Below are 24800 nucleotides of genomic sequence, written 5' to 3'. Positions count from 1 at the left end.
AGGTTCATCATGCTCTCACACTTCATTGCAGAATTTATCGGTACCGCACTTCTTATCCTACTTGGTGATGGGGTCGTCGCTAACGTCGTCCTGAAAGACACCAAAGGCAACAACGCCGGTTGGATCGTCATCACTTTCGGCTGGGCCATGGCCGTCTTCGTCGGCGTATTCGCCGTTGGAGGCTACAGCGGTGCTCACATCAACCCCGCCGTCACCATCGGCCTCGCCTCCGCAGGCCTCTTCCCTTGGGCCAGCGTCCCAACCTACATCATCGGGCAAATGCTCGGCGCAGCCTTTGGCGCCTTCCTTGTCTGGGTACATTACAACCAACACTTCAACCGAACTGAAGACCCCAACCTACAACTCGCCGTCTTCAGCACAGGCCCAGCCATCCGCAGCACCTTCAACAACTTCATGTCTGAAGTTATCGGCACTTTCACACTCGTCTTTGGCGTCTTCTATCTTGCCGCACCCGCTGCAGGCAATGAAATCGGCTCTCTCTCCGCACTCCCAGTCGGACTCCTCGTCCTCGCCATCGGCCTCTCCCTCGGCGGAACCACTGGCTACGCCATCAACCCCGCCCGCGACCTTGGCCCACGTATCATTCACGCACTCGTACCCATCAAAGGCAAACGTGATTCAGACTGGGGCTACGCATGGATCCCCGTCATCGCACCTGTTGTCGGCGCTATCCTCGCCGCCCTCGCACACCTAGCCCTCAAATCTCCGTCCATTGCGATCGGATAACACAATTCGCATACATCCAATCAAAAAGCCGAAGCATCAAGCTTCGGCTTTTTCTATCTCCACATTAGCCCCAATCTTATTCCGGCAAAACCGGCATCATATCCCGGCGCCGTCTTTCCGTCAGTGTCCTCAAAAATGCCTCAAGATCATCCAAATCCTGATCATTTAAATGCAACGGTTTCAGAAGCACATCCTTCATCGGCAACAACGGATCTTCTTCCTGACCCGGCTTCACCTTCTGATCCACCATCCCTGCGTTATACATATTCAACATACCTCGCACATCAAAAAACCCTGTATGCGTCAGCGGCATCGTTCGCCCCACATTCCGCAAGCTCGGCGTCTTAAATCTCCCCACATCCTCTGCCTCACCCGTCACGTTATACCGCCCCAAATCTTCATACTTGCGGCCATAATACACAAGCCCCAAATTATGAAACCCCTGATCCGTTAACAACGGCCCACTGTGACAATTCATACACCGTGCATCAGTTCGAAATAAATGCAGACCCCGTAATTCAGAATCACTCAAAGCATCCTGCTTACCAGCTAAAAACTTATCGAATTGACTCGACCCGTCACTCACAACACTCCGCACATAAGTCGCAATGGATTTCGCAATGACTTCAATCGTGACCTTATCCTCACCAAACACATCCTTGATCTGCTCGCGATATCCCTTGATTTTTTGCACCGTTTCCACCACTTGCTCCGGTGAATTACTCATTTCATCCGGATTCGTCAACACCGCGACCACCAGTTCTTCCAACGTCTCGGCTCGCCCATCCCAAAATTGTTTCTTACTGAACGCACTATTCAACATCGTCGGCGTATTCCTCGCCAATTGCCCCGCACCATGTCCCAATGACCGCGCTCTACCATCTGCCCAACCCAAATCCGCAATATGACATGAAGCGCACGACATCTGCCCCATCCCTGATAGCCGTCCATCAAAAAACAATCGTTTCCCAAGCAGCACCTTTTCACGACTCGTCGGATTATCCTTCGGATGATCCACTTCACCGACCAATCCCATCTCTTCAAATAACACCCCTTCATCTAACTGTGGCTTAGGCCATGCCTCAATCGAACCTGAGTACACATCGCGCAGCACACTCGCCAACTCCTCATACTCTGCTCCTGTCAGCTTCGGCCGCCGATCCCGACGGCTCTCTCCTACAAACCCATCAACAGTTGTTGATCGAAATGGATCACGGATCTTCGCAAGCACGCCGCGCACACCATCAGCCACCTGCGATTCCAAAGCCGCCACACCAAACACTCCCATCACAATCAACACAGGCAAATATTTCAACACGATTCAGTCCATCCTCTTCTATATACTTCAATAAACAAACAACACCCACGCTTCCTCAACCCTGTTGGCTAGGCTATCAACATTATTGAACCTGAGTCTCATTCTCCTATTTTTATTCAAAGAAGCAAATGACGCAACATCATCCTTCTTCATTACAAAACAAAAATAGGCCGCCCATTGGCGACCTATTTCTTATATCTACATATATAACCTTGACTTAGACAATTCCATCCTGCCGAAGCCGCGCCATAACCTGCTCAACACATTCATTCACACTTAGCTTATCCGTCGCCAGTTCAATCTCAGGCTCCTCAGGCTGCTCATAACCCGCGTTCAAATCAAAGAACGGCCGAAGCGCCCGTTTCGTCGCCGGATCATTCTCATCCGCATTAATGGATTCTCGCCGTGACTCGCACACATCCTCCGGTGCATTCAGATACACCTCATAAAACCCATCTCCCACAATCTCCCTAACCAATTTACGATCCGCCTCGTTCGGCGACAGGAATGCACAGATTGAAATCAAGCCCGATTCATTCATCAACCTCGCAACCTCACCAGCACGGCGTAGATTCTCGCGACGATCCGACTCCGAATAATCCAAGTCAACATTCAAGCCCAGTCGTGCATTTCTAGCATCCAGTACATGCGCAATCTTACCCTCATCAAACAATCTTCTTTCAAGAGCATATGCAATTGCACTCTTACCCGATCCCGTCAACCCAGTCAGCCACACTGTCGCCGGCTTATGGCCATAGCGAGCTTCCTTCTCCGCAACACTCACCAAACTATCATGCGTCCGTACATCTATCCCGCGCTTAGCCGCATGTTTACCACGTTCTTCTTCCGGGCTACGATCCAAAATCATCCCCGCCCCAACCGTTGTATTCGTCAGTCGGTCAATGATAATAAACGAGCCCGTATCCTTATTTGACTTATATGCATCAAATGCAATCGGCTGCGACAACTCAAACACACACCGACCAATCTCATTCAATCTCAATTGATCTGTATCTTCTCTATGGATCGTGTTCACGTTAATTCGGTACCGAACATCACTCACAACACCCGCAGTCTTACGCGTTGTGTGCTTAATCAAATACTGTTTTTGTGGCACCAACGGTTCATCCGCCATCCATACCACCATCGCCTCATATCGTGAATCCAGATGCGGCACATTATGCTCATGCACCAACATATCCCCACGACTCACATCAATCTCATCTTCCAATGTCAACGTGATCGCCTGCGGGCTAAACGCCTCATCCAGATTCCCCTCATACGTCACCACTTCTTTCACGACACTCTTTCGTCGCGAAGGCAACGCCATCACCTTATCCCCTGGCCTCACAATCCCCGATGCCAATGTCCCACTAAACCCCCTAAAGTCTAAATTCGGCCGATTCACATACTGCACGGGGAACCGCATATCAATCAGATTCCTATCCGACGCAATATGCACATGCTCTAAAATGTGCATCATTGAAGCACCCTGATACCAAGGCATCTTCTCGCTCACATTCACCACATTATCACCCAGCAGCGCACTCATCGGCACAAACTGCACATCAGGCAAATCCAATTTTGCAGCAAAATCCCGGTAATCTTTACAAATCTCGTCAAATACAGATTCACTGTAATCAACCAAGTCCATCTTGTTCACCGCAACCACCACGTGCTTAATACCAAGCAGTGATGCGATAAAACTATGACGCCTCGTCTGTGTCACCACACCATGCCGTGCATCAATCAAAATGATCGCAAGATCACACGTCGACGCACCCGTCGCCATATTCCTTGTGTACTGCTCATGCCCCGGCGTGTCCGCAATAATAAACTTGCGCTTCGCAGTCGAGAAATATCGATAGGCCACATCAATCGTAATCCCCTGCTCACGCTCCGCCTTCAAACCATCAGTCAGCAACGCCGGATCAAAGTCCGTCCCCGTCGTCCCATGCTTGACTGACGCACTCTGCACAGCCTTCAACTGATCCTCATAGATCATCTTTGAATCATACAGCAGCCGCCCAATCAGCGTACTTTTACCATCGTCCACGCTCCCACACGTCAGCAAACGCAGCAATTCCTTCTGCTCATGCTGTGCCAGGTACGCATCAATATCCTTCTCGATCAATTCTGATTGATGACTCATTTTCGCATCTCTTCCCGCGTTAATTTCCTCGTAAATCAAGCCAACTAACTATCAGTTAGACAGCCATCCAACCCCTCATCTCCTCACCTCGTTCATGCGGTCAACACCTCGTCCAACGCACAAACAATCACAAAACAGCCTACGGCCTAAAAGTACCCCTCGCGTTTTTTCTCTTCCATAGACCCATCTTGGTCATGGTCAATCACCCGACCCTCACGCTCCGAATTCTTCGCCACCAGCATCTCCTGAATAATCTCTGGCAACGTCGTCGCATCACTCTCCACCGCACCCGTCAATGGATAACAGCCCAACGTCCTGAACCTGACCATCTTCTCCATCGGAACCTCCCCTTCCCTCAGCGGCATCCGATCATCATCCACCATAATCAATACACCATCACGCTCCACCACTGGCCGCACCGCCGCACGATACAACGGCACAATCGGAATGTCTTCCAGATGGATATATTGCCAAACATCCAGTTCCGTCCAATTACTCAACGGAAACACACGAATCGACTCCCCCTTATTGTGCTCGCTGTTATACAAGCTCCACAACTCAGGCCGCTGATTCTTCGGATCCCAACGATGATGTCGATCACGGAACGAATACACCCGCTCCTTCGCTCGGCTCTTCTCCTCGTCCCTTCTCGCCCCACCAAACGCCGCATCAAACCCATATTTATCAAGCGCCTGTTTCAGCCCTTGCGTCTTCATAATATCAGTATGCTTCGCGCTCCCGTGATCAAACGGATTAATACCCGCCTTCACCCCTTCCTCATTAATATGCACAATCAAATCCCATCCCAGCTCATCCTTAATGAACCGATCACGGAACTCAATCATCTCGTTAAACTTCCACGTTGTATCAACGTGCATCAACGGAAATGGCGGCTTCCCCGGATGAAACGCCTTCATTGCTAAATGCGCCATCACAGCCGAGTCTTTACCGATGGAATATAACATCACCGGATTATCAAACTCAGCCGCTACTTCGCGAATAATCTGGATGCTTTCCGCTTCCAGTTCCTTTAAATGTGTCAAATGATGCGATTTCAATGCGTTCTTCCCGTTTCAGTCAACAACTTAATTTCCAGCCGAACGCTCTCCAAAACGTCCTGCCTTATCTCCTCATCTCCTCCCATTCCGCACCCCCTAGGCTCACAATCCTAGCGACATCCCCCTGCTAGATGCAAACTCTAGTACAATCACCTAACACAACACATCTCCATCTTCTTCCATGTCATCCGTGTTTTTCGGCAAATTCCTCTCTCCCTTAGGCTTAGCAAACACGATCTTCTGATACACCAATCCCAATCCCATCAACACCAATCCCAGCCCCAGGAAGCTCCCCGCCTCTAAAAAACCCTCTAAATGCTTCATATCAAACAAGAATATCTTACAAGTACTCACCATCATCACCCCCAGAGATGCATACCGAAGCATCTGACTCTTGATCACAATCCCGCTCGCCAATAACCCCACACCAAAGACAATCCACGCCGCAGAATACGCATACCACTCATATTGGCTCACCGAATGCACTTCCAAATCAATCACCGATCCCACAAACCCCTGCCTCACCGTAAGCGACAACCACGCAAACACAATCGTTAAGCTGAGCAACCCCACCACTAATCGATAAGACTTCAACCAACTAAACGTCATCTCACGAGCTAACCACATCACCCCACCCAACATCACCATGGGCAGTAAATAAACATACAGCAACCAATTCACCACTTTCACATCACCAACCTCGTATAGCACCCACAGCGGATTTTCTTTCAAGCCGCACATCAACACCAAAATCCCCATCCCCACTCCACTGTAAATCAATCCCCCCCCAACTCAATTCCTTCTTAATCGAACCCAGCCGTTCACGCATAAACACCATCAGCCCACCAACTCCTATTAAAACAATTGCATCAGTTGCATACTCAATCAAACCAACCGGATGCTCCTGCAGCCGCATATCACTCCCCGCAAACCCCTGCCTAACAAACATCATCAACACCAACCCGATCCCCACAAACAAAACCTTTACCAACGATTCGTATGCCGCCTTCATCGGCTCATGACCCCATCGCTTCACACACCAGCACAATACCCCCACCATCAGCAGCGGTAATACATAAACATAAACCAGCCAATTCAATACCACCCAATCCCCTACCATCACCTCACACCAAAGCGGATTCTCAAACACCCCGCAATACAACACCCAACCAATCACACCCAATACACTCATCACCAATCCACCAACCCGCATACCCAACAACTTCAACACGCCACGATCCCCATACACAAACATCACCAACCCTAAGCCCAAAAACACAATCGCATCCGTAGCAAACTCATACAGCCCGACCCGCACATCATCCACCAACATCACCCCATCCGAAAACCCTTGACGCACCAGCAGCACGCCGCATATTCCCAGCAGCAACAATATCATCCCAAGAAAAATCTGCCTGATTTTTGCCAACGCTTTATCACGAATCACCACCCCATTCACCCCCAGCAAAACCACCGGCAAACAGCACACCAATACATACCCAATCCAACCCATCAAGCTCCCCATGCCCCACACATCCATCCCCTCATCGCCACTCCCCAACACACCCCGTTCCTCCAACAGCGGATTCGAGATCACATAAACCCCCGCAATTGCAATCGCACCACTAATCTTCGCATAGACAATCCCGCCCTCACGTAGCCGCATATACCCCCTAAGCCATCGCTGCCAACTCACTGTCAGCAACAGCCCCGCAGAACCCAGCACCACTGACATCACCCCATACTCAATCAGCCCCGCCTCCCAAATCTGATGCCAAGCCTTCCCCGTAAACCCATGATGCACCAGCATCATCAAACCCAGCCCAAACATCAACAGCCCAATCACTTGCTGCACCTGAGATAAAATCCCCTCGCCCCTCACCCGATACCGCCACGCACACAAACCGTACAACACCGCCAGCCCGCCCCAGAACCCAAGTAGCGCATTCCCTGCAACAACCCCGCCAACCAAATACTGATTCGACACAAGCAGCCCAAACGCAGCCCCCACCACAACCACGCCATTCACCACGATCCCTGTCCATCGCAGCACATCCTTCCCAAAATATTCCGCCGCAACCACAACCCCCAACATAATCCCCCCACACCAAACCGCCTGCCAGGGCAATGCTGCGTCCATCCAAACGCACAACACCAATACAGCCGTTATCGCGCTCGCCAACACGCCCGCAGCCACATCAAACCGCTTGCTCACCTCCCGCCGCCTAACCATCAAATAGCATCCGATCCCGCTCAGCACACTCATCCCCGCACCCAGTACCCACCCATCCACTTTGATCGCTTCATGTCCGACAATCCCCACCAATACGTACACCACGACCATCGCGGAACCGCTCAGAATCGACCAATACATCGCCCGTTTTTTGCCAAGCGCACACACCATACCACCTAACCAGAAGATAGTTCCAAGCCCACCCATGATCAGTTAAAACTCCCACTGCCTCTTCTCGACATAATGCGGCCGCTCACCGACCATCCAAGCCCCCACCATCACCAAATCCAACAAAAACCCCGCTAAACCCAGCATCCGCTGACGATCATCCAGTCGCCCCACAACCATCATCCCGCCACCCAATAGCAACATCATCCCCATGATCACCATCGTAAACTTCACCGCAATCGCCAACACACCCATCAATACCAAACTCGATATCCCCGCTCCAATCGACATCCGCAGCAACTTCCACCCTCCCGCTTGATCTCGCGATCCTCCCGACATATTCACCAGATACACCACATACGACAACACCAAAAATCCGCCGACAATCGTCCCATTCTGCTCAACATCTCTAAACAACATCGTAAACGCCGCCCATGCCATCGAACTAATCAACGTGAGCAGCGACACCCCAATCCAACCCCGCCTTCTCGCCACAACAACCAACCCGATTTCCAGCAGCAGCAAATACCCAAATAGCACACCCTGCGTCCCATGCCCCCCATCCACAAGCAGCGGCGTCGCAAACCCACCCAACAAACCAAACATCGCCACAACCTGTCCCAACCTCAACGACAAGATCACCGCCACACACGTCACCACCGCCATCCCCCCAAAACACCACATTCCTCCCATCATTTCAAACACGTGATACGCAATGTATATCGTCGTATACAACACCGATACCCCCGCCCCCGCGCTCGCATTCGCCAGCCTCACACTCTTACCCACTATAAAATACCCAAATATCGTCAACCCCATCCCCATCGCCGCCCCAACTCCAACCCGAAGTATCGGCGTCACATACCCCTGCTGAATCGCATAATGCGCACCTAGCCCCCCAGCCAACATCACCGCCAACGCGCCAATCCAATAATACAAATACGCCCCGAACCGTTCCTCGAATGTCGAACGAAAATCATCTAATTTGCGCTTAGCCCGGTTCTTCATTTCCCCCTTCTTCTGCTCCCAAACCTTCTGCTTCTGCTCAACCATCTCCGCCGCCTCAATCCGCCGACTCTCTACCTGCGGCGACATCCGCTTCTCAACACTCGCCTCCTCGCGTCCTTCAACCTGCGCCTTCGCCCGCGCAACCCGCTCTCGTATATCGCTTTTCTTTTGAACCAGTTTTTGATGAACAGCCTGCGTATCAGCCTCCGTCGATTCCGCCGTCTTCGGCTCAGCCACCTGATCAGTCCCTCCCTCATTCACCCCTTCATTTACTTCCGCCTTCTTAGATTCAGTTTCCCCATCAACATCCTTCATCGTTGGCGCAACCGGAACAGTCTTCTTCTCATCAACACCAGCCACCCCCTGCTTCAACCGTTCAAACGCTCGCTTCTGCTCATTCAGCGCCCCTCGCAACAACTCCACATCAAGCTTCGTCTGCCGCATTTCTCGACCCAACACCATCACTCTAACCAGCAAATAGATAGCACAACCGATCACAGCCAGCGGTATTGACAGTAATAAAAGCACAACAATCACCTCAATCATCCTGCTATCCCTTCAACGGTTTTTTGCAGGCACCGGAAATTCATATGCCCATACAATCAGTGATCCAACTCAATCAATCATCAACTATTTCAACAAAACCCCACCCAGTTCGCGCATCAACTTCGCCCTTTTTTTCCCATCCATCAACCGCAAATCCCTTCCAATATCCGCCGCCGTTGCCAGCCCCACAAAACCCCACGCCAGCACCTCCAAATCACCCTTAGTTTTCTTTTGTAACCCCGCCGCCTCACGATGCTTCGCCACAACATCCACAATAAACCCCACGAAGGTCTCATACATCCCCTGCAAAGCCAGCAAAATCTCTTCATCATCAATCTCATTCAACCCCGCAAACGCCAACCGATGCAATCCCCAGTCCCCATGATGCCCCGCCTCGTGCTCCAAAATCATCTCCGCCGCACTCCGACCTCCCCGCTTCTTCCCTTGGCTCTCTTCAGCCGCTTCCACCACACCCCGCCATGTCGTCGTCGTCACCTCACGATTAAAACCGATCGCCGCCAAAAACATCGCCTTCTTGTTCGGCCAAATCCGGTACAACACGTTTTCCTGCACGCCACACCGCCCCGCAATCTCCGCAGTCGTACTCCGACGATACCCCAACTCAACAAATGTCTTCGCCACAATCGGCAAAAACATCTTTCGCTTCTCCTCTAACAAACTCGGCCGGCCCATAACTTCCCTTTCTTCTATTGATTCATTTCGTCTGCAATCACTTACAAATATAAGGCTGCCCACTCAAAACGCAATACCTTTCTCCCCAAACACGCTGATCTAATCGAGAATCTCACGGTCTCCGATCATCTTTTTTTGCTTGATCATGACGATCCCAATAGCACGTATCCCCCAACTCCAAAACGCATACAGCCACCGCAAACAGACTCAAACCGCCCTTGCAGCCTCAAAAACACCTCTTTTCGCCACGATTCGATTTTATGCTTGACTTATCAAGTCAGCAATATATGATTCGTTAATTGACGAAGTGTAATATTGTTAACCTGAAATAAGGCAACTCATGCAACAGTTCACACAAATAACCAAAGCCCTCAGTGACCCCACCCGTCTCCGCGCACTCATGACTCTAACCGACGGCGAGCTCTGCCTCTGCCAGATCATTGACATCCTCCACCTCGCCCCCTCAACCGTCTCCAAACACATGAACCTTCTCCACGATGCTGGCTTCCTCCAAAAACGCAAGCAAGGCAAATGGCAATACTACAAACTCAATCCCTCTCCCACCTCACCCGCCAAACAACTCCTTAAACTCACCATTAGCTCACTCGAAAGCGAGCCCCAAATCCTCACCGATCGCAAAACGCGCAAAGCCGTCATTAAACAGGAACTCGAAGTCACCTGTGAATGCTACAACCGCTAACGCCCCCATTTATAAGCAAACACAACAGTCGACACCTAACCCTCGAATAGATTTAATTATGACAACTAAACCTAAACCAAAAATCCTCTTCCTCTGCACCGGCAACTCCTGCCGCTCCCAGATGGCCGAAGGCCTCGCCCACAGCCTCATCTCCGACCTCGTCACCCCCTACTCTGCCGGTATCGTTGCCCAAGGGCTCAATCCCAACGCCGTTAAAGTCATGGCCGAACGCAACATCGACATCACCTCACAAACCAGCAACACTGTCAACCAGCTCCCCACCCAAGATTTTGACTTCGTCATCACCGTTTGCTCAAACGCACACGAAACCTGCCCCACATTCCCCGCCAAAACCGCTATCATCCACGCCCCATTCGAAGACCCCCCCGCCCTCGCCGCCAACGAATCCGACCCTGAAAAAGCACTCGATCACTACCGCCGCGTCCGGGATCAGATCGAAGCCTACATCCTCAAACTCCCTGCAACTTTAATCGCACAAACCTCAAACTAACGATCATACAATTAAGCCCAATCACCTTGCTTCAAGGAGAAGCATCATGACCGATAAACAAAAACAAGAAGAAATCCGCAACGTCGTCCGTGACGGCTACAAGAAAGTCGCCGAAACAGGCTCACTCGATTCCATCTCAATACCAACCGGCGAAAGCGACACCTCGCTCCCCGTCTCCTCATCATGCTGCTCCCCATCTGACGACCCCGGATTCAATGGCTGCTGTGGATCAACCAACACCAAATCCGCCGACCAACTCGCCGAAGAAATCGGCTACTCCTCCGAACAACTCAAAGCACTCCCTGAAGGCGCTAACATGGGGCTCTCCTGCGGCAACCCAACCGCCATCGCAAACCTCAAGCCCGGCCAAGTCGTCCTCGATCTCGGCTCTGGCGGCGGCTTCGACTGCTTCCTCGCCGGCCCAAAAGTCGGCGCTACAGGCCGCGTCATCGGCGTCGACATGACACCGGAAATGCTCACAAAAGCCCGTAAAAACATCGCTTCATACACCAAATCCACAGGCCTCGACAACGTCGAATTCCGTCTCGGCGAAATTGAAAACCTGCCTGTCGCAGACGCATCCGTTGACGTCGTCATCTCCAATTGTGTCATCAATCTCTCACCCGACAAAAACCGCGTTTGGCAAGAAATCTCACGCGTACTCAAACCCGGCGGCATCGTCGCTGCTTCCGATATCGTCCTCTACAAACCCATCCCTCAACAAATCCGCGATCTCGCCGAAGCCATGGTCGGCTGCGTCGCCGGTGCCGTCCTCCTCGACGAATACCGCAACATGATGCAGCAAGCCTGCCTCACCGACATCCACCTCAAACCCAAACCCGAATACATCGACACCATGGCCCGCCTCAAAGCCCCAATCTACGATAAGGTCGCCGACGCCCTACCCGAAGGTGAAACCGTCGCCGACTACATCACCTCCGCCGACATCATCGCCACCAAAGCCAAATCCTGCTGCTGCTAATCACCCCCTGCTCGTGCCACATAATCTCACAAACCTGCCCCAGATTTATAGCGCAACGAAAAGTACAACAACCCACTCCACAAGCACGCCCCGCGTGCTTGTTTTTCATTAACCCTTACCACTCACAAACCCATCACACACGAAACAAAAAAAAACGCGCAGCTTCCGCCACGCGTTCTTACATTCAAATCACAAACAAATTACTTAGGCACAGTTAGCTCATACATCCGCTGCTCATTCCTGAAGAAATCAACCATACAACGAATCTTACCGTCCACCCCTTTATATATCGTGGAGTTATAGTTATTGTTCTCTCTGACGGAAAATCCAACAGTTGTTGAATCAATAAATGGGTGCCAATCCGTCAAATCAATGTCTGGCAAATCAAACGTATGAATCGTATTATTTGTCGTTAACCGACGTAATCTCTGGTTTATACGCGTTGCCTTGATCGAAGAAGTCCGAAATTCTGGTGGCATATTCGACTGATCCGGCCGCCACCCATTTGGATACAAATCTTCATCTGTACAAAACGTCAACATCACATCGTTTATAGTGCTTCCATATGAGTCCGTATATTTGTATGGGAACACAAACGGGTTATACGTATTATACGTACGGCCATCCGGCCCCTGATGCGGCACCTCATACAAAATCTTACGATTACTATCGGTATACTGCCATGTCACACCACCATCGGTACTTACATTCGAGCGAATGACATTGTAGAAGTTGTCGTGACTCTGTCCCCCACTTTGATACGTTTCTTTCTTCACACCTTCCATTACTACAAGAATCGTATCATTACCCGGGCTATTAAGATTACTTTCAAGTATCACAGCTGTCGCCATTCCATCCCGGCTCAACACCCCGTTACCCGCTGGTTCCCGCGATACAATCCGGGGAGATGCATCGTAATTAAAACCAGAGCCAGTAAATTCGACCTCTTTCATAGCGATCCATTGATGCCCCTTATAGTCATTATCAATCGTTTCATAATCATAATAAACCTGCAAACGGTCATTGGATTTCTGTAAAATAAAGGGCGCTCCGACAAAGGGATGCACAATCTTACCGTTTGAATCAGTGTAATCTGCGAGGTAATCAATTGTCTGATCATATTGCACTCGTGGATTCACACCATCTGAAGGTGATACTGTATCAGATGCCCCAGCAACCTCTGCAACCCGAACTCTACGTCTACCTGAATATGTACCATTCTTTTGGGTCGAGCCATAAGCCAAAATAAGTTTATCATTTCCATCAATATTGCCCGTCCACAGAACCGGATCGTGATAATCGAACGCATTGGAAACATCCAAATCCCGCATCCGCTGCCAAGTTTCACCGTTATCTGTACTGCGAAACAAATGAATAGCCGAATAACCGATCTGTATTGGCCCGATCAAATATCCGCCATTGCCATCTGACGTAACCACCTCATGCGGCCCCGGCCGAACACCCCACAAACAACCATCAAATTCTATAATACTACGAATCGGTCCCGGCCCACGATACTTCTCTATCGCAATCACCTTTGTATTCTTGATCAACAACTCACTGGGATCCAACACCTTATTCGCAATCCGAATCTCGTCAATATACCCCTTCGCACTATACGCATCATGACCATTAATATGGTCACGCGCATACCCAAGATTCCATTGGTATTTTTGACTACCAGACAACTTTCTAAATTCATGCGATTTGAGATTACCCAAAACCGGCGTTATATCCTCATCAGCCATTAATTTCCCATCAACCCAAAGTTCGAATTTATCTGAACTCTTGACAATTCGCAGGTGATACCATTTGTGATTTGCAGAATCTGAAGCATCAAATACAAATTCTTCTGCTACTTCCAAAAAATGATCTTGCCCATCATCATCAATATAAGCGACCGCAAACTTACCATAAACCGCCGGATCACCAGTCTTTGTGACCCCAAATAAACCTAATCCAAATGGTTGAGACTGATACGTACTTCCATCCATAATATAACAGGTCAAAATTCCGCGAATATGACCCGCTGCTAACGTATAATCATTTTGATCCATATCATTTGTATATTGACCAAATTTCGGATGATAAAGCACCTCGATGGTAAACTCATCAAAATTTGCGACGCCAATATCTGGTGACCCAGCCACCGCCGTGCTTGTCTTTAATTTTCTGCTATTTGAAAATGGATGAAACGAAAAGCTCTTTGTATTGCCCTCTTGTGTATACGGCACAACATCATATTTTCTTGCTCCGTTATTATACCAGCCCCCTCCTAGATTATTACCACTGCCTGAATAATCTTGCTTGACCTCAGAAGAATTAGATGCATCACCCTCTGCCCGCCAATACGCCAACACCCCATCATCCGCATCCGCAAACACCTGCCCCCCCATCAATATCGTTAACAACAATAAACACAAGCTAAATATCCGTTTCATCTCGTTTCCTCTGCTTATAAAAATTAAATATTTATATAATTTCAATTAATGAATACGATTCATTAACGAACCATAATTACACACGGATAGCTACGCAGCCATCCGAATCCGCTCCCATAAATAATTTTGCTCCCGAAGAAATGGTTCAACAACAATTCATCCTACACACAATCAAATCAATCAATAAGGTTCATCATTGTTGCTATATTTATTATCTCCGATGACAGTTAACCTACGCCATCTCATTAATCCACAAGTCAATGGCTCAAACCCTTGAAAATAACCCTTTCCGATCAAATTTCGATACATATCAACCACTCACCATCTCCACATACCAATTCCCACGCCATTATCATTCAAACCAAATCATGCGACTGCAAACAAAAAAACCAGCCTAAAATCAGTTTCATTGCCCTCAACGAATTACCACAAAAAAACACTTCGAAGATGCATCTCAACATCCACGAAGTGTTTTAGTATTTAATTCCACGAATACCAACCACAATCCTCCCATTACTCCGGCGTCTTCAATCTCGCCTGCTCTACCACCGAACCCATCTCTGCCCGATATGGCCGCAAACTATAAGCAAAATCAACAGCACCACGCGGCAGCATATGCTTCATCATCGGACGAGGCCCACAACTCGCTCCCCCCAAACCCAACTGACCATAATCCACATGTACAACCACCTCATCACGCGCTTTTAATGCCGATGGATGCCGCGCCTTCTCCAGATCAGCAACCGTATAAGGCAACGCAGACATGCTCATCTTATCCCCCGCAACAATCAACAACCCATCCTTCGCCTCATCACTCAACAACACCCAACGTACATCCTCTCGATTCCCCGTCTCCTGTGGCTTCGCATATGGAACAAACAGCCCCTTCACTGTCTCCTCATAAACACCAAAATGCGCACTGTATTTCCGATCCGCATAGTTCTCATGAGGCCCGCGTCCCTGCCACATCACATTCCCATACGCCCCTGGCAACGTCATATCCACACCCAACCTCGCCACATCAAGACTTGTCCCCTGAGGCTCAAACTTATTCTCCACCGCAATCACACCATTCCCATAAACACGATACTTCGCCTGATGCTCATAAGCCGCACCCTTTGAACTCGAAGACAACACCCGCACATAAACCTCAGCAACACGCGGCCCAACCTTCTCTGATTTAAATTCCAACACCTCATGCGTTAATTCATTCAGCCCCGCTTTCTTCCACTTCTCACGAACCCACTTGTCATTATCGATCGGGGCGCGATACGCACTAAACATCGGCCCCTCCTTAATAACCTTTTGCTTGCCGTAGGTTAACTCCGATATCCGCCCGGAACGTTTATCAAACGCAACCACAAAACCTCGGCCCGATATCCTCACCCCTCGCGCATGCTTCTTCATGCGAATCACAGGCATCTCTGCAACCTGCATCACAGGACGATCCGCAACCTTAAACGGAACCTGCAACTGCTCACGCGCCACCTCATGCCCCGCATCCGCCCACGCCGTATCTTTCGTCATCGCCATGCTCAGGTTTAAGTAGTACTCGCCTCCCGCAACAAGCTTCGGCTGCTTCAACGCAATATCAAAATCCTTCACCTCGCCCGGCTTAATATCCAACCCCTCCAATTCCCCCTTCTGAATCACCCGTCCGTCAACCGTTAACGTCCACGACAACGCATACTCACTCAGATTCGTGAATGAATGCCGATTGCGAACCCGAATTTTCCCCTTTAATAAGTCAACACCCTCAAAATCAGCATACTGATAAACCTTCTTAACTTCCCACATCATCGGTGAAAGACTGCGATCAGAAAACACAATCCCATTCATGCAAAAATTGCGATCGTTCGGCTTGTCTCCAAAATCACCGCCATACGCATAAAACTCTTTCCCATCCGCCCCCTTCAAACGTAGCCCCTGATCAACCCAATCCCAAATACAACCGCCGATCAATCGCTTATGCGAATTCATAATATCCCAATAGGCCTTAAAATCTCCCAACGCATTACCCATCGCATGTGCATACTCACACACAAAGAACGGCCGATCCGATTCCTTCTTCCCCTCCTTCTTCAAATGCCCCAAACTCGGATACATCACACTATCCACATCCGCCGTCCCCCAATCACGCTCATAATGTATCGGCCGCGACACATCCAACCCACGCACCGCCGCTGACGCCGCCGCAAAATTCCGACCCGGCCCCGCCTCATTACCCAACGACCACATAATCACGCTCGCATGATTCTTATCACGCTCAACCATCGACATCACACGATCAACATGCGCCTTCTCCCAACTCGCATCATGCCCAATCGATTCCTTCTTATAGCCATAACCATGCGATTCAACATTCGCCTCGTTCACCACATACATCCCATACTCATCACACAACTCATACCACCGCGTCTGGTTCGGATAATGACTTGTCCGAACCGTATTGATATTAAACTGCTTCATCAATTTAATATCTTCTACCATCGAAGCTTCCGTCACCGCCCGACCTCGATCCGGATCATGCTCATGACGGTTCACACCCTTCAGCTTCAACGACACCCCATTAATAAACAACTGACCATCCCGCCATTCAACCTTACGAAAACCGACCCGACTCCGGCGAATATCTACAACCTTCCCATGCTCATCCATCTGCTTCAACAGCAGCGTATATAGCTCCGGCGTTTCCGCCGTCCACTTCCGCGCTTTCTCAATACCTAACGTAACCTGCCCCTCCCACTTATCACCCGACTTCAAATTAAACTGCCCTGCCCCAATCTCACCCGAGGCAACCTCCTTGTTTTGATCATCCAACAAACTCACTTCAACCCGAGGCACAACCTTCGATTGACGATCCAAATTCCGAATCTCACAACTCACAGATAACTGACCGTCTTCATAATCCGCATCCAAATCTGCCAACGCGAAAAAGTCGTCAATCCCAACCCGCGGGGTCGAATACAAATAAACATCCCTAAAAATCCCACTCAACCGCCAAAAATCCTGACCCTCCAGATAACTCCCATCCGACCAACGGTACACTTCCACCGCCACCGTATTCTTGCCCTCCTTCAAATACGCCGTGATATTAAACTCCGCAGGCGTATAGCTGCCCTGGCTGTATCCAACCTTCTCGCCATTAACCCAAAGATAAAACGCAGACTCAACACCCTCAAAATGAATAAACACCGCACGCCCATCCCACCCTTCAGCGACTTCAAAATTGCGCCGGTACGACCCCACCGGATTACGCGCCTTAAACGCCGTCCAATCCTTTTCAGGCGCCAATGTCACCCGCGGCCGCTCCCGCTTAAATGGATACCTCACATTCACGTAAATCGGCGTTCCATACCCCTGTAGCTGCCAATTCGACGGCACCTCAATCTCATCCCAATCACTGACGTCATACCCCATCTTATAAAAATCAATCGGCCGCTCCTCCGGGTTACCAACCCAATGAAACTTCCACGCCCCACTCAATAACTGAAAGTACAGCGACCCCTCTCGATCCCCTCTCAGCGCACTCTCATGATCCGTAAACGGAATCGAAGACACACGAGCAGGCTCCTTATTAATCCCAATAACCTCTTCATTTTCCCAGTCATTTAGCGCCGCTCTCGCAGTAGAACCTGTTACGAAAGCCGAACACATCACGACAAATAAAACCCAAACCAATAAAACGCTCTCACTGCGTATCAATTTAATCATGATCTGATTTCTCAACACCGGGTTATCATTTAATCCTCAATCAACCGCACAAGTATATGAATAATCCAAAACGCAAGAATATCCAATATCACACTCCATCAAACACATATACAATACAGGCCATACCCATCTCCCCGCCGACGACACAAACACTGCCATCCAACCATGTCACAAACCCCGCAAATACCACATTCATTTTGTGCGCACAATCATGTCATTTTCCCAAAAATGTGCTTCATTTCCCCTACTTTTCTAACCATTATGTCCACATTCCAAATCTTTCTGACTCATTTCCCACCATTTCCAGACCGTTTTCATCACCAAAACACACCGACACAAAAAAACGCGCGCACAAACACGCACATTTTTTTTCATAACTTATGATTTCTCGATCCTCATTTAGCCCAGGCAATCAACAACTTAACACCACCGCTCACACACCCCCCTAAAACCACCCTCATTTCAGCACACTCAAAATCCAACAACGAAACAAAACGTGCGCGCATAAACATGTTTTTCTGAATCATACAAATACAAATGCGATGACAAATATTCATTTGTCATCGCATTTCATCATCGTGTTCATTGCAGTTAAACCAGTAAACAACTTAACGTGCATATTTCGCGCCGTGCCGCCATTGTTCCAACCCGACCGCACTCACAATAATTGCGCCGGTCACGATCTGCTGCACATAATTTTCCAAACCAAGTTTTGTGCATCCATTCGCAACCACCGTCATGATCAGCGCGCCGACAATTGTACCCAGCACCGAACCTTCGCCGCCGAGCAGGGACGCGCCGCCAATCACGACCGCAGCAATGACCTGCAACTCATAACCATCTGCCGTCGTCGGATCGCCCGTTGAAAGAAATGCGAACTGCAGGATGCCCGCCAGGCCGCCGAATGCGATCGCCAGTGTGTAGATCCACAGCTGTGTACCGCGAATATTAATCCCGCAAAGAAGTGCTGTTTTCTCATTTGAACCGATCGCGAAAGCATATCGCCCGAACTTCGTGAACGTTAAAATCAGAACCATGATGACTGCTGAGATGATCATGATCCACACACCTGGCGCGGGCAATGCAAAACCTGAATCGCCGATCGGAACACCTGCCATGAGATCGCCTACCCAACCGCGATTTTCCGGGTAAATGGGTTCATTGTTACCGACCCATTTGGCAACGCCGCGCAGTGCGCCCCACATCCCAAGCGTCACGATGAACGACGAGATTGGCACACGCTTGATATAAATCTCGTTGAATGCAATCACAGCGCCAAACAGAATAAAACCGGAGATGAGCCCGCCAAGCCAACCGGCATCGGTTGACGCGATCCAGAGCCCGAGCATGATGCCACCGACGGTGGCGCCGACGCGGCCGATATGCCCGATGACGAGTGAGCCGATGGTGAATCCGACAAGCATGCCGGTGAAGATACCACCGACAAATGCGAGCGCAGGCGAGTAACCTTTATCAAGGAGCCAGGCAACAGTCATGGTGGTGAGTGCGATGGAAGCGCCGATGGAAAGGTCGATCCCGCCGGAGATGATGATCATGGTCGCGCCGACTGCGGCGGTGCCAACAACAACGGTTTGCAAGACGATGAGTTGCTGGTTTGAGAGGTCGACAAAATCTTTACCTGCGGTGATGGCGAAGAATGCCCAGATGGCGATGAGGCCGAGGATGGGGCCGAACCAATGAGTGAGCATGTAGATGAATTTATCGCGTACGGATTGCTCTTCTTCAGAGAGTTCGAGCACTTTCATATCATCACTCATGAGTTGTCTCCTGTTTTGTCGCCTGTGCCGGTGGCTTCGCGCATGATCTGGAGTTCATTACATTCTGAAATGGGTTTAGCGGGGCCGAGTTGCCCGCGACACATAACGGCGATGCGATCACATATGCCGAGAAGTTCTGGGAGATAACTACTGACGATCAGGACGGCGCGTTTACGCCCGTCGCCGTCGTATTTACCGCAGGCAAGCTGATCAATCATTTCATAGATTGCGGCTTTTGAGCCAACATCGATGCCTCGGGTAGGTTCATCGAGTAGCATGACGTCGACATCAGCGTGGAGGAGGCGAGCGATGGCAACTTTTTGCTGATTACCGCCTGAGAGAGAATCAACGGCAGCGAAGGCGTCTGCGCATTTGATGGGGATTTTTTCTATCCAAGGCTTAGATGCTTTGAGAAGGCCGCGTCGTGTGATGAATCCGAGGGGGCCAAGGTTTTTCATGCTGCTCATCACGATGTTGTCGGCGATTGAGAGGCCAGTGGCGAGGCCTTCGAATTTCCGATCCTCGCTGACCATGCCAACTCCGTGGAGCCAACGCGCGGAGGGGGAAGCATGCCCGATGAAGCCAGCGACTTTGACGTCACCTTTCTTAATTTCATCAAGGCTGAAGATGGCTCGGAGCATTTCGGTGCGTCCGGCGCCGACGACGCCAGCGATGCCAAGGACTTCGCCGCGATGTAGCTCGAATGAAACTTCTTCGGGTTTGCGATGTTCGCCTTGAAGGCTTCGAACGGTTAGAACAACTTCGTCGACATCGTGTTTCGACTTGGGGTACATCTGCTTGACGTCGCGGCCAACCATCATGGAGACAATTTCATCAGTGGATGTCTCTGCGACGGAACCGTTGCCGACGGAGACACCGTCACGGAGGACGGTGAAATTATCACAGACTTCTTTGACTTCTTCGAGGAAGTGAGAGATGTAGAGGATAGAAACACCCTGTTTTTTAAGGGTCCGCATCATGCTGAAGAGTTTTTGGGTATCGGATTGAGTCAGTGAACTCGTGGGTTCATCGAGTACGAGGACTTTGCAACCGGTGGCGAGTGATCGGGCGATTTCTACGAGTTGCTGTTCAGCGTTGGAGAGTTCCATCACAGGTAGATCCAGGTTGATATCGGGGCGGCCAACACCCTCTAATGCCTGATTAGCTTGACGTTTAACTTTAGGCCAGTTTATGAGACCACGGTAGTTGGGTTCGACGCCTAGGAGGATGTTTTCTTTGACAGAGAGATGTTGTGCGAGTGAAAGCTCCTGATAGATCATGCTGACGCCGGAGGATCTACCGTCGTGAGGAGATAAAGGTTTGTAGCTTTGGCCGTCGAGCCACATTTTTCCGGTGTCGAGCTTGTGTGCGCCAGAGAGGGCTTTCATGAGTGTACTTTTGCCGGCACCGTTTTCGCCGATGATGGCATGGATTTCGCCGGGCATGAGTTCGAGGTCGACGCCGTCGAGCGCGATGGTTTGGCCGAAGTGTTTTATTGCGTTCTCAATTTTTAATCGAGGTACTGGCTGATTCACGTGTGCATCCCCATTTTTTTGCGTATCTCACGAGGTTATCCATGGTGTTGATAAATTGGTCTGGCCGTTGCAAATCGCTGATTTGATGCTCCTGATACCTAGGACGGATTTGGCAGCGTTCATGAGCCATCGTGTGATTTGTGCTATTTGAAGAATTCCTGGATTTTGGGTGAATCGATATTTTCTTTTGTGACAACGGCAACTTCGGTATTGATTTTTGCGGGGACGGGTTTGCCGTGGAGGAATTCGACCATCAGCTTTACGCCTTCGTATCCCATTTTGTAGGGGTTTTGAACGATCAGTGCGTCGATTTCACCTTTGCGCAGGCCGCGGAGGAGAGGTAGTGCTGCGTCGCCGCCGACGAAGTGTTTTTTGCCTGCGAGTCGAACCTGTTCGAGTGCGAGCATGACGCCGATGGATGAGGGCTCGTTGGGTGCGTAGATACCGTCGGCCTCTTTGATTTTGTCGATGAGGTTGAGCGCGGAGATTTTCACTTCGCCGGAGGTTGCGCCGCCGTATCGGTTGTCGACGAGGATGTCGACACCAGGCGTGTTGTGCATGACGTCGAGGAAACCTTTTTCACGGGCAAGTGTGCTTTGGCTGCCTTCGAGGTATCGCATGAGGACGACTTTATTGGGGCCGCCCATGTATTTGAGTAGCTCTTTAGCGCCGAGCTCACCGGCCTTGACGTTGTCGGTGGCAACGTGCGAGACGTAGTCAACGCCGGGCTTGCCGTTGAGGGGAGAGTCGACAAGAACCACTGGTTTGCCCATGCGTAGCGCATGTTGGATGGGTCGGAGGAGTGCGTTTTCATCGAGCGGAGCAATGACGATACCGTCGATGTCGTCGGAGGTTCCGAATTGCTGAAGGATAACGATCTGGCCTGCACGGTCGGATTCTTTGAGTGGGCCTTTCCAGACCATTTCAACGCCAAGGTCTTTACAGGCTTGTTCGGCGCCAGCTTTGACGGAGTTCCAGTATTTGTGTGTGGTGCCTTTGGGGATGACAGCGAGTTTGATTTTTTTGTTGTCTGTGATGATGGTTTTCTCGGGAACAACGTTTTTGCCAACGAGTTTCATCTGAACTTTCATGGAATCGTCGCTGAGATCGACACGGTCACTGCATGCGACAAGGAACATGATTGTGATGGCGAGCGTGACGTAATACTGTATGCGTTTCATGATGCTCACTTTGCTTAGCAGACACCTTGATGCTTGTTGTCGGTTTGTTCGGGGGGCTGTGGTTTTGAAGATGTGAGTGCTTGGATTGCACTATTCAAATCATTGATTAGATTTTCTGCCATATCGAGGGACATGGATTCTTTAACAACGATGCGAAGTACGGTGATATCACTAGCGTTTGGTGCAAGGGTGTATGCGGGGACAATCCAACCGCGTTCACGGAGTTTTTGAGAGATGTCGTATACAGAAAAGCTGTGTTTTTCGGGGTTTTTGATGCTAAATGTGATGACGGGGAGGTCGCCTAGCTTTGAGAGGATCTTAAAGATTCCCAAGCCTTCAATGGCGGTCGTGAGATGCTCAGTGATGTGTTGAAGGTTGAGCATGATGGCGCGGTAGCCGTCTCTACCGAGAAAGAGGAAGTTGTAATACTGGCCGAGGATGTGGGATGCGGATTTGGAGAAGTTGAGATGAAAAGTGGGTTGATCTCCGCCTAGGTAGTTGACGTGAAAGATGAGGTCTTCGGGGAGGTCTTGTTTATCGCGCCATACGACCCAGCCGATGCCGGGATAGACGAGGCCGTATTTGTGACCTGAGGTGTTGATGCTCTTCACGCAGTTGAGGCGAAAGTCCCATCTGAGTTGGGGTTGGGTGAATGGAGCGACGAAGCCGCCGGATGCAGCGTCGACGTGGATGGGTACGTCCCAGTTGGTTTGATTGTTGAGTTGATTGATCGCTTCGTTGAGTTGCTCGATGGGTTCGTATTCGCCGGTGTAGGTTGAGCCGAGGATGCCGACGACGCCAATGGTGTTGGCGTCGATGAGCTTGAGAGCTTCGGGAACACCAAGAATGTAGCGGTCATGAGTGAGGGGGACATAGCGGGGTTCGACTTCGAAGTAACGGGCGAACTTTTCCCAGACGACCTGGACGTTCTGGCCCATAACGATGTTGGGTGAATCGATCTTTTTACGCTGTTTTTTGCGTTTTTTGCGCCAATTCCATTTCATGGCAAGGCCGGCGAGGTGGATGGCTTCGCTAGAGCCGATGGTTGAGGTGCCTGTGGATTGGGCGTGCTCGGGGGCATTGAAAAGGCGGGCGAGCATGTTGATGCAGTAGTTCTGGATTTTGGTGGTTTGGGGGTATTCGTCCTGATCGATGTAATTCTTGCCGAGGGTTTCGGCGAGCAGGCGATCGGCGTGGTGATCCATCCAGGTGGTGACAAAAGAGGCGAGATTGAGAGAAGGGTTGCCATCGAGATTGAGTTCGTCTTTGATGATGCGGTAGGCGATCTTTGAGGGCATGCCTTTTTCAGGGAGGACGAGTTTGGGGATGGGTTCGGCGGTATAGCGTGACCCATAAGTGAGAGCGTGATATCGCTTATGGTGAGGTATGTCCTGAAGTTGGTCTTTGTCTGAAAGCATATGGGAGTAGGTTGAGGCGGTATTGGGTCATAGGTCACGCGGTAAACGTGATGGTGGGAGGGGTGAGACCTAGAGTGGATTGATGCGATTGAGGTAGGAGACAGGTACCAAGACACCTGATGCGGCGAGGCCGCTTGGTGTGTTATCGCCAGAAATGGTTGGCCTGTCTCAGATTATGGGTTGCGTGCTGGGTTATTGGGCATGGGCAAGAAGCGAGTGAGCAAAGCTCTGAGGAAGGTCCGGTAATTATCCACATTGCCTAAGCGGATGCGGATTATCACGAAAAGATTGGTGGGAAGAAGATGAACAGGTGGCGGAATACTCTGGAAGATGGGGAATGCTGTTTTGAGACGATCAGGAGGGATTTAGGGCATGGCTGCACTGATCTATATATAAAGAAGGCAGGAAATTGGCTGTGAGTGAGGGGTAATCTGAGTGATTATGAACGTGAGATTGATTGACTCGGTCGGTGGTTCCCACAACAATCCCCAACTGCAAATTGGTGTTGGAAGCCCGATTTGACATGGGTTTACGTTTATGTAAACTACCTTGCTCACCGTTGGCGTTCAGCGCGAATGCCACGTGTCAGTCCTTTTACAACAGTAAGTTAAAGGCAA

General features: G+C 50.2%; 17 protein-coding genes. 4 read left to right on the top strand and 13 right to left on the bottom strand.

Annotation, left to right across the window (positions count from 1 at the left end; translation table 11 throughout):
- Positions 1 to 9: 9 nt before the first annotated feature.
- The gene (locus tag KS4_RS06815; RefSeq protein WP_145076394.1) at positions 10 to 747 is read left to right on the top strand and encodes an MIP/aquaporin family protein; all 738 of its coding nucleotides are present in this window, start codon (positions 10 to 12) and stop codon (positions 745 to 747) included.
- A gap of 76 nt (positions 748 to 823) precedes the next feature.
- Here the strand turns inward: KS4_RS06815 and KS4_RS06810 are convergent, their stop codons facing one another.
- The 7 genes from KS4_RS06810 to KS4_RS06780 all read right to left on the bottom strand — a co-directional run bounded on the left by KS4_RS06810 (position 824) and on the right by KS4_RS06780 (position 9887).
- The gene (locus tag KS4_RS06810) at positions 824 to 2065 is read right to left on the bottom strand and encodes a cytochrome-c peroxidase (RefSeq protein WP_200761654.1); all 1242 of its coding nucleotides are present in this window, start codon (positions 2063 to 2065) and stop codon (positions 824 to 826) included.
- A gap of 217 nt (positions 2066 to 2282) precedes the next feature.
- Positions 2283 to 4217 carry a sulfate adenylyltransferase subunit CysN gene (gene cysN, locus KS4_RS06805; RefSeq protein ID WP_145076392.1) on the bottom strand — a complete coding sequence of 645 codons (1935 nt, stop codon included), beginning with the start codon at positions 4215 to 4217 and terminating at the stop codon, positions 2283 to 2285.
- Positions 4218 to 4363: 146 nt separating this feature from the next.
- A complete protein-coding gene (cysD, locus tag KS4_RS06800; protein WP_145076390.1) occupies positions 4364 to 5275 on the bottom strand; it encodes a sulfate adenylyltransferase subunit CysD in 912 nt (303 codons plus the stop codon).
- A 153-nt stretch (positions 5276 to 5428) separates the two neighbouring features.
- Positions 5429 to 6016: a DUF2339 domain-containing protein gene (locus KS4_RS06795; RefSeq protein ID WP_200761653.1), complete on the bottom strand. Its 588-nt coding sequence runs from the start codon at positions 6014 to 6016 to the stop codon at positions 5429 to 5431.
- A complete protein-coding gene (locus tag KS4_RS06790; protein ID WP_145076386.1) occupies positions 5967 to 7715 on the bottom strand; it encodes a DUF2339 domain-containing protein in 1749 nt (582 codons plus the stop codon). Before KS4_RS06790 ends, KS4_RS06795 begins: the two co-directional genes overlap by 50 nt.
- Positions 7716 to 7721: 6 nt before the next feature.
- A complete protein-coding gene (locus KS4_RS06785; RefSeq protein ID WP_145076385.1) occupies positions 7722 to 9230 on the bottom strand; it encodes a DUF2339 domain-containing protein in 1509 nt (502 codons plus the stop codon).
- 84 nt (positions 9231 to 9314) lie between these two features.
- A complete protein-coding gene (locus KS4_RS06780) occupies positions 9315 to 9887 on the bottom strand; it encodes a TetR/AcrR family transcriptional regulator (protein ID WP_200761652.1) in 573 nt (190 codons plus the stop codon).
- 376 nt (positions 9888 to 10263) lie between these two features.
- Here KS4_RS06780 and KS4_RS06775 point away from each other — a divergent pair, with 376 nt between their 5' ends.
- The 3 genes from KS4_RS06775 to arsM are packed head-to-tail and all read left to right on the top strand — an operon-like array spanning position 10264 to position 12116.
- Positions 10264 to 10623 (top strand): ArsR/SmtB family transcription factor, encoded by a 360-nt coding sequence (locus KS4_RS06775; RefSeq protein WP_145076381.1) that lies wholly within the window; start codon positions 10264 to 10266, stop codon positions 10621 to 10623.
- A gap of 58 nt (positions 10624 to 10681) precedes the next feature.
- Positions 10682 to 11134 carry an arsenate reductase ArsC gene (locus KS4_RS06770; RefSeq protein ID WP_145076379.1) on the top strand — a complete coding sequence of 151 codons (453 nt, stop codon included), beginning with the start codon at positions 10682 to 10684 and terminating at the stop codon, positions 11132 to 11134.
- Between the two features lie 46 nt (positions 11135 to 11180).
- Positions 11181 to 12116 (top strand): arsenite methyltransferase, encoded by a 936-nt coding sequence (gene arsM / locus KS4_RS06765; protein ID WP_145076377.1) that lies wholly within the window; start codon positions 11181 to 11183, stop codon positions 12114 to 12116.
- A gap of 200 nt (positions 12117 to 12316) precedes the next feature.
- Here the strand turns inward: arsM and KS4_RS06760 are convergent, their stop codons facing one another.
- From KS4_RS06760 to KS4_RS06735, 6 genes are all read right to left on the bottom strand, one after another.
- Entirely contained in the window at positions 12317 to 14557 is a 2241-nt protein-coding gene (locus KS4_RS06760) for a LamG domain-containing protein (RefSeq protein ID WP_145076375.1), read from the bottom strand.
- 513 nt (positions 14558 to 15070) lie between these two features.
- On the bottom strand, positions 15071 to 18271 hold the full coding sequence (locus KS4_RS06755) for a glycoside hydrolase family 2 TIM barrel-domain containing protein (protein ID WP_200761651.1): 3201 nt from the start codon (positions 18269 to 18271) through the stop codon (positions 15071 to 15073).
- Between the two features lie 608 nt (positions 18272 to 18879).
- Positions 18880 to 20049: an ABC transporter permease gene (locus tag KS4_RS06750; RefSeq protein ID WP_145076373.1), complete on the bottom strand. Its 1170-nt coding sequence runs from the start codon at positions 20047 to 20049 to the stop codon at positions 18880 to 18882.
- Positions 20046 to 21584 carry a sugar ABC transporter ATP-binding protein gene (locus KS4_RS06745; protein ID WP_200761650.1) on the bottom strand — a complete coding sequence of 513 codons (1539 nt, stop codon included), beginning with the start codon at positions 21582 to 21584 and terminating at the stop codon, positions 20046 to 20048. Before KS4_RS06745 ends, KS4_RS06750 begins: the two co-directional genes overlap by 4 nt.
- Positions 21585 to 21727: 143 nt before the next feature.
- On the bottom strand, positions 21728 to 22765 hold the full coding sequence (locus KS4_RS06740; protein ID WP_145076371.1) for an ABC transporter substrate-binding protein: 1038 nt from the start codon (positions 22763 to 22765) through the stop codon (positions 21728 to 21730).
- Positions 22766 to 22779: 14 nt separating this feature from the next.
- On the bottom strand, positions 22780 to 24183 hold the full coding sequence (locus KS4_RS06735; protein WP_145076369.1) for a glutamate decarboxylase: 1404 nt from the start codon (positions 24181 to 24183) through the stop codon (positions 22780 to 22782).
- Positions 24184 to 24800 lie beyond the last annotated feature (617 nt).

The sequence above is a fragment of the Poriferisphaera corsica genome (assembly GCF_007747445.1).
Classification (GTDB): Bacteria; Planctomycetota; Phycisphaerae; order Phycisphaerales; family Phycisphaeraceae; genus Poriferisphaera; species Poriferisphaera corsica.
Note: the sequence above shows the minus strand (reverse complement) of the source record. Positions and strands in the feature narration are given on the sequence as shown.

What these genes read in the sequence shown, in the direction of transcription:
- KS4_RS06815 (WP_145076394.1), top strand. Translation starts at nt 10, where the DNA reads ATGCTCTCACACTTCATTGCAGAATTTATCGGTACCGCACTTCTTATC.
- cysN (WP_145076392.1), bottom strand. Translation starts at nt 4,217, where the DNA reads ATGAGTCATCAATCAGAATTGATCGAGAAGGATATTGATGCGTACCTG.
- KS4_RS06795 (WP_200761653.1), bottom strand. Translation starts at nt 6,016, where the DNA reads ATGTGCGGCTTGAAAGAAAATCCGCTGTGGGTGCTATACGAGGTTGGT.
- KS4_RS06790 (WP_145076386.1), bottom strand. Translation starts at nt 7,715, where the DNA reads ATGGGTGGGCTTGGAACTATCTTCTGGTTAGGTGGTATGGTGTGTGCG.
- KS4_RS06785 (WP_145076385.1), bottom strand. Translation starts at nt 9,230, where the DNA reads ATGATTGAGGTGATTGTTGTGCTTTTATTACTGTCAATACCGCTGGCT.
- KS4_RS06780 (WP_200761652.1), bottom strand. Translation starts at nt 9,887, where the DNA reads ATGTTTTTGCCGATTGTGGCGAAGACATTTGTTGAGTTGGGGTATCGT.
- KS4_RS06775 (WP_145076381.1), top strand. Translation starts at nt 10,264, where the DNA reads ATGCAACAGTTCACACAAATAACCAAAGCCCTCAGTGACCCCACCCGT.
- KS4_RS06770 (WP_145076379.1), top strand. Translation starts at nt 10,682, where the DNA reads ATGACAACTAAACCTAAACCAAAAATCCTCTTCCTCTGCACCGGCAAC.
- arsM (WP_145076377.1), top strand. Translation starts at nt 11,181, where the DNA reads ATGACCGATAAACAAAAACAAGAAGAAATCCGCAACGTCGTCCGTGAC.
- KS4_RS06760 (WP_145076375.1), bottom strand. Translation starts at nt 14,557, where the DNA reads ATGAAACGGATATTTAGCTTGTGTTTATTGTTGTTAACGATATTGATG.
- KS4_RS06755 (WP_200761651.1), bottom strand. Translation starts at nt 18,271, where the DNA reads ATGATTAAATTGATACGCAGTGAGAGCGTTTTATTGGTTTGGGTTTTA.
- KS4_RS06750 (WP_145076373.1), bottom strand. Translation starts at nt 20,049, where the DNA reads ATGAGTGATGATATGAAAGTGCTCGAACTCTCTGAAGAAGAGCAATCC.
- KS4_RS06740 (WP_145076371.1), bottom strand. Translation starts at nt 22,765, where the DNA reads ATGAAACGCATACAGTATTACGTCACGCTCGCCATCACAATCATGTTC.
- KS4_RS06735 (WP_145076369.1), bottom strand. Translation starts at nt 24,183, where the DNA reads ATGCTTTCAGACAAAGACCAACTTCAGGACATACCTCACCATAAGCGA.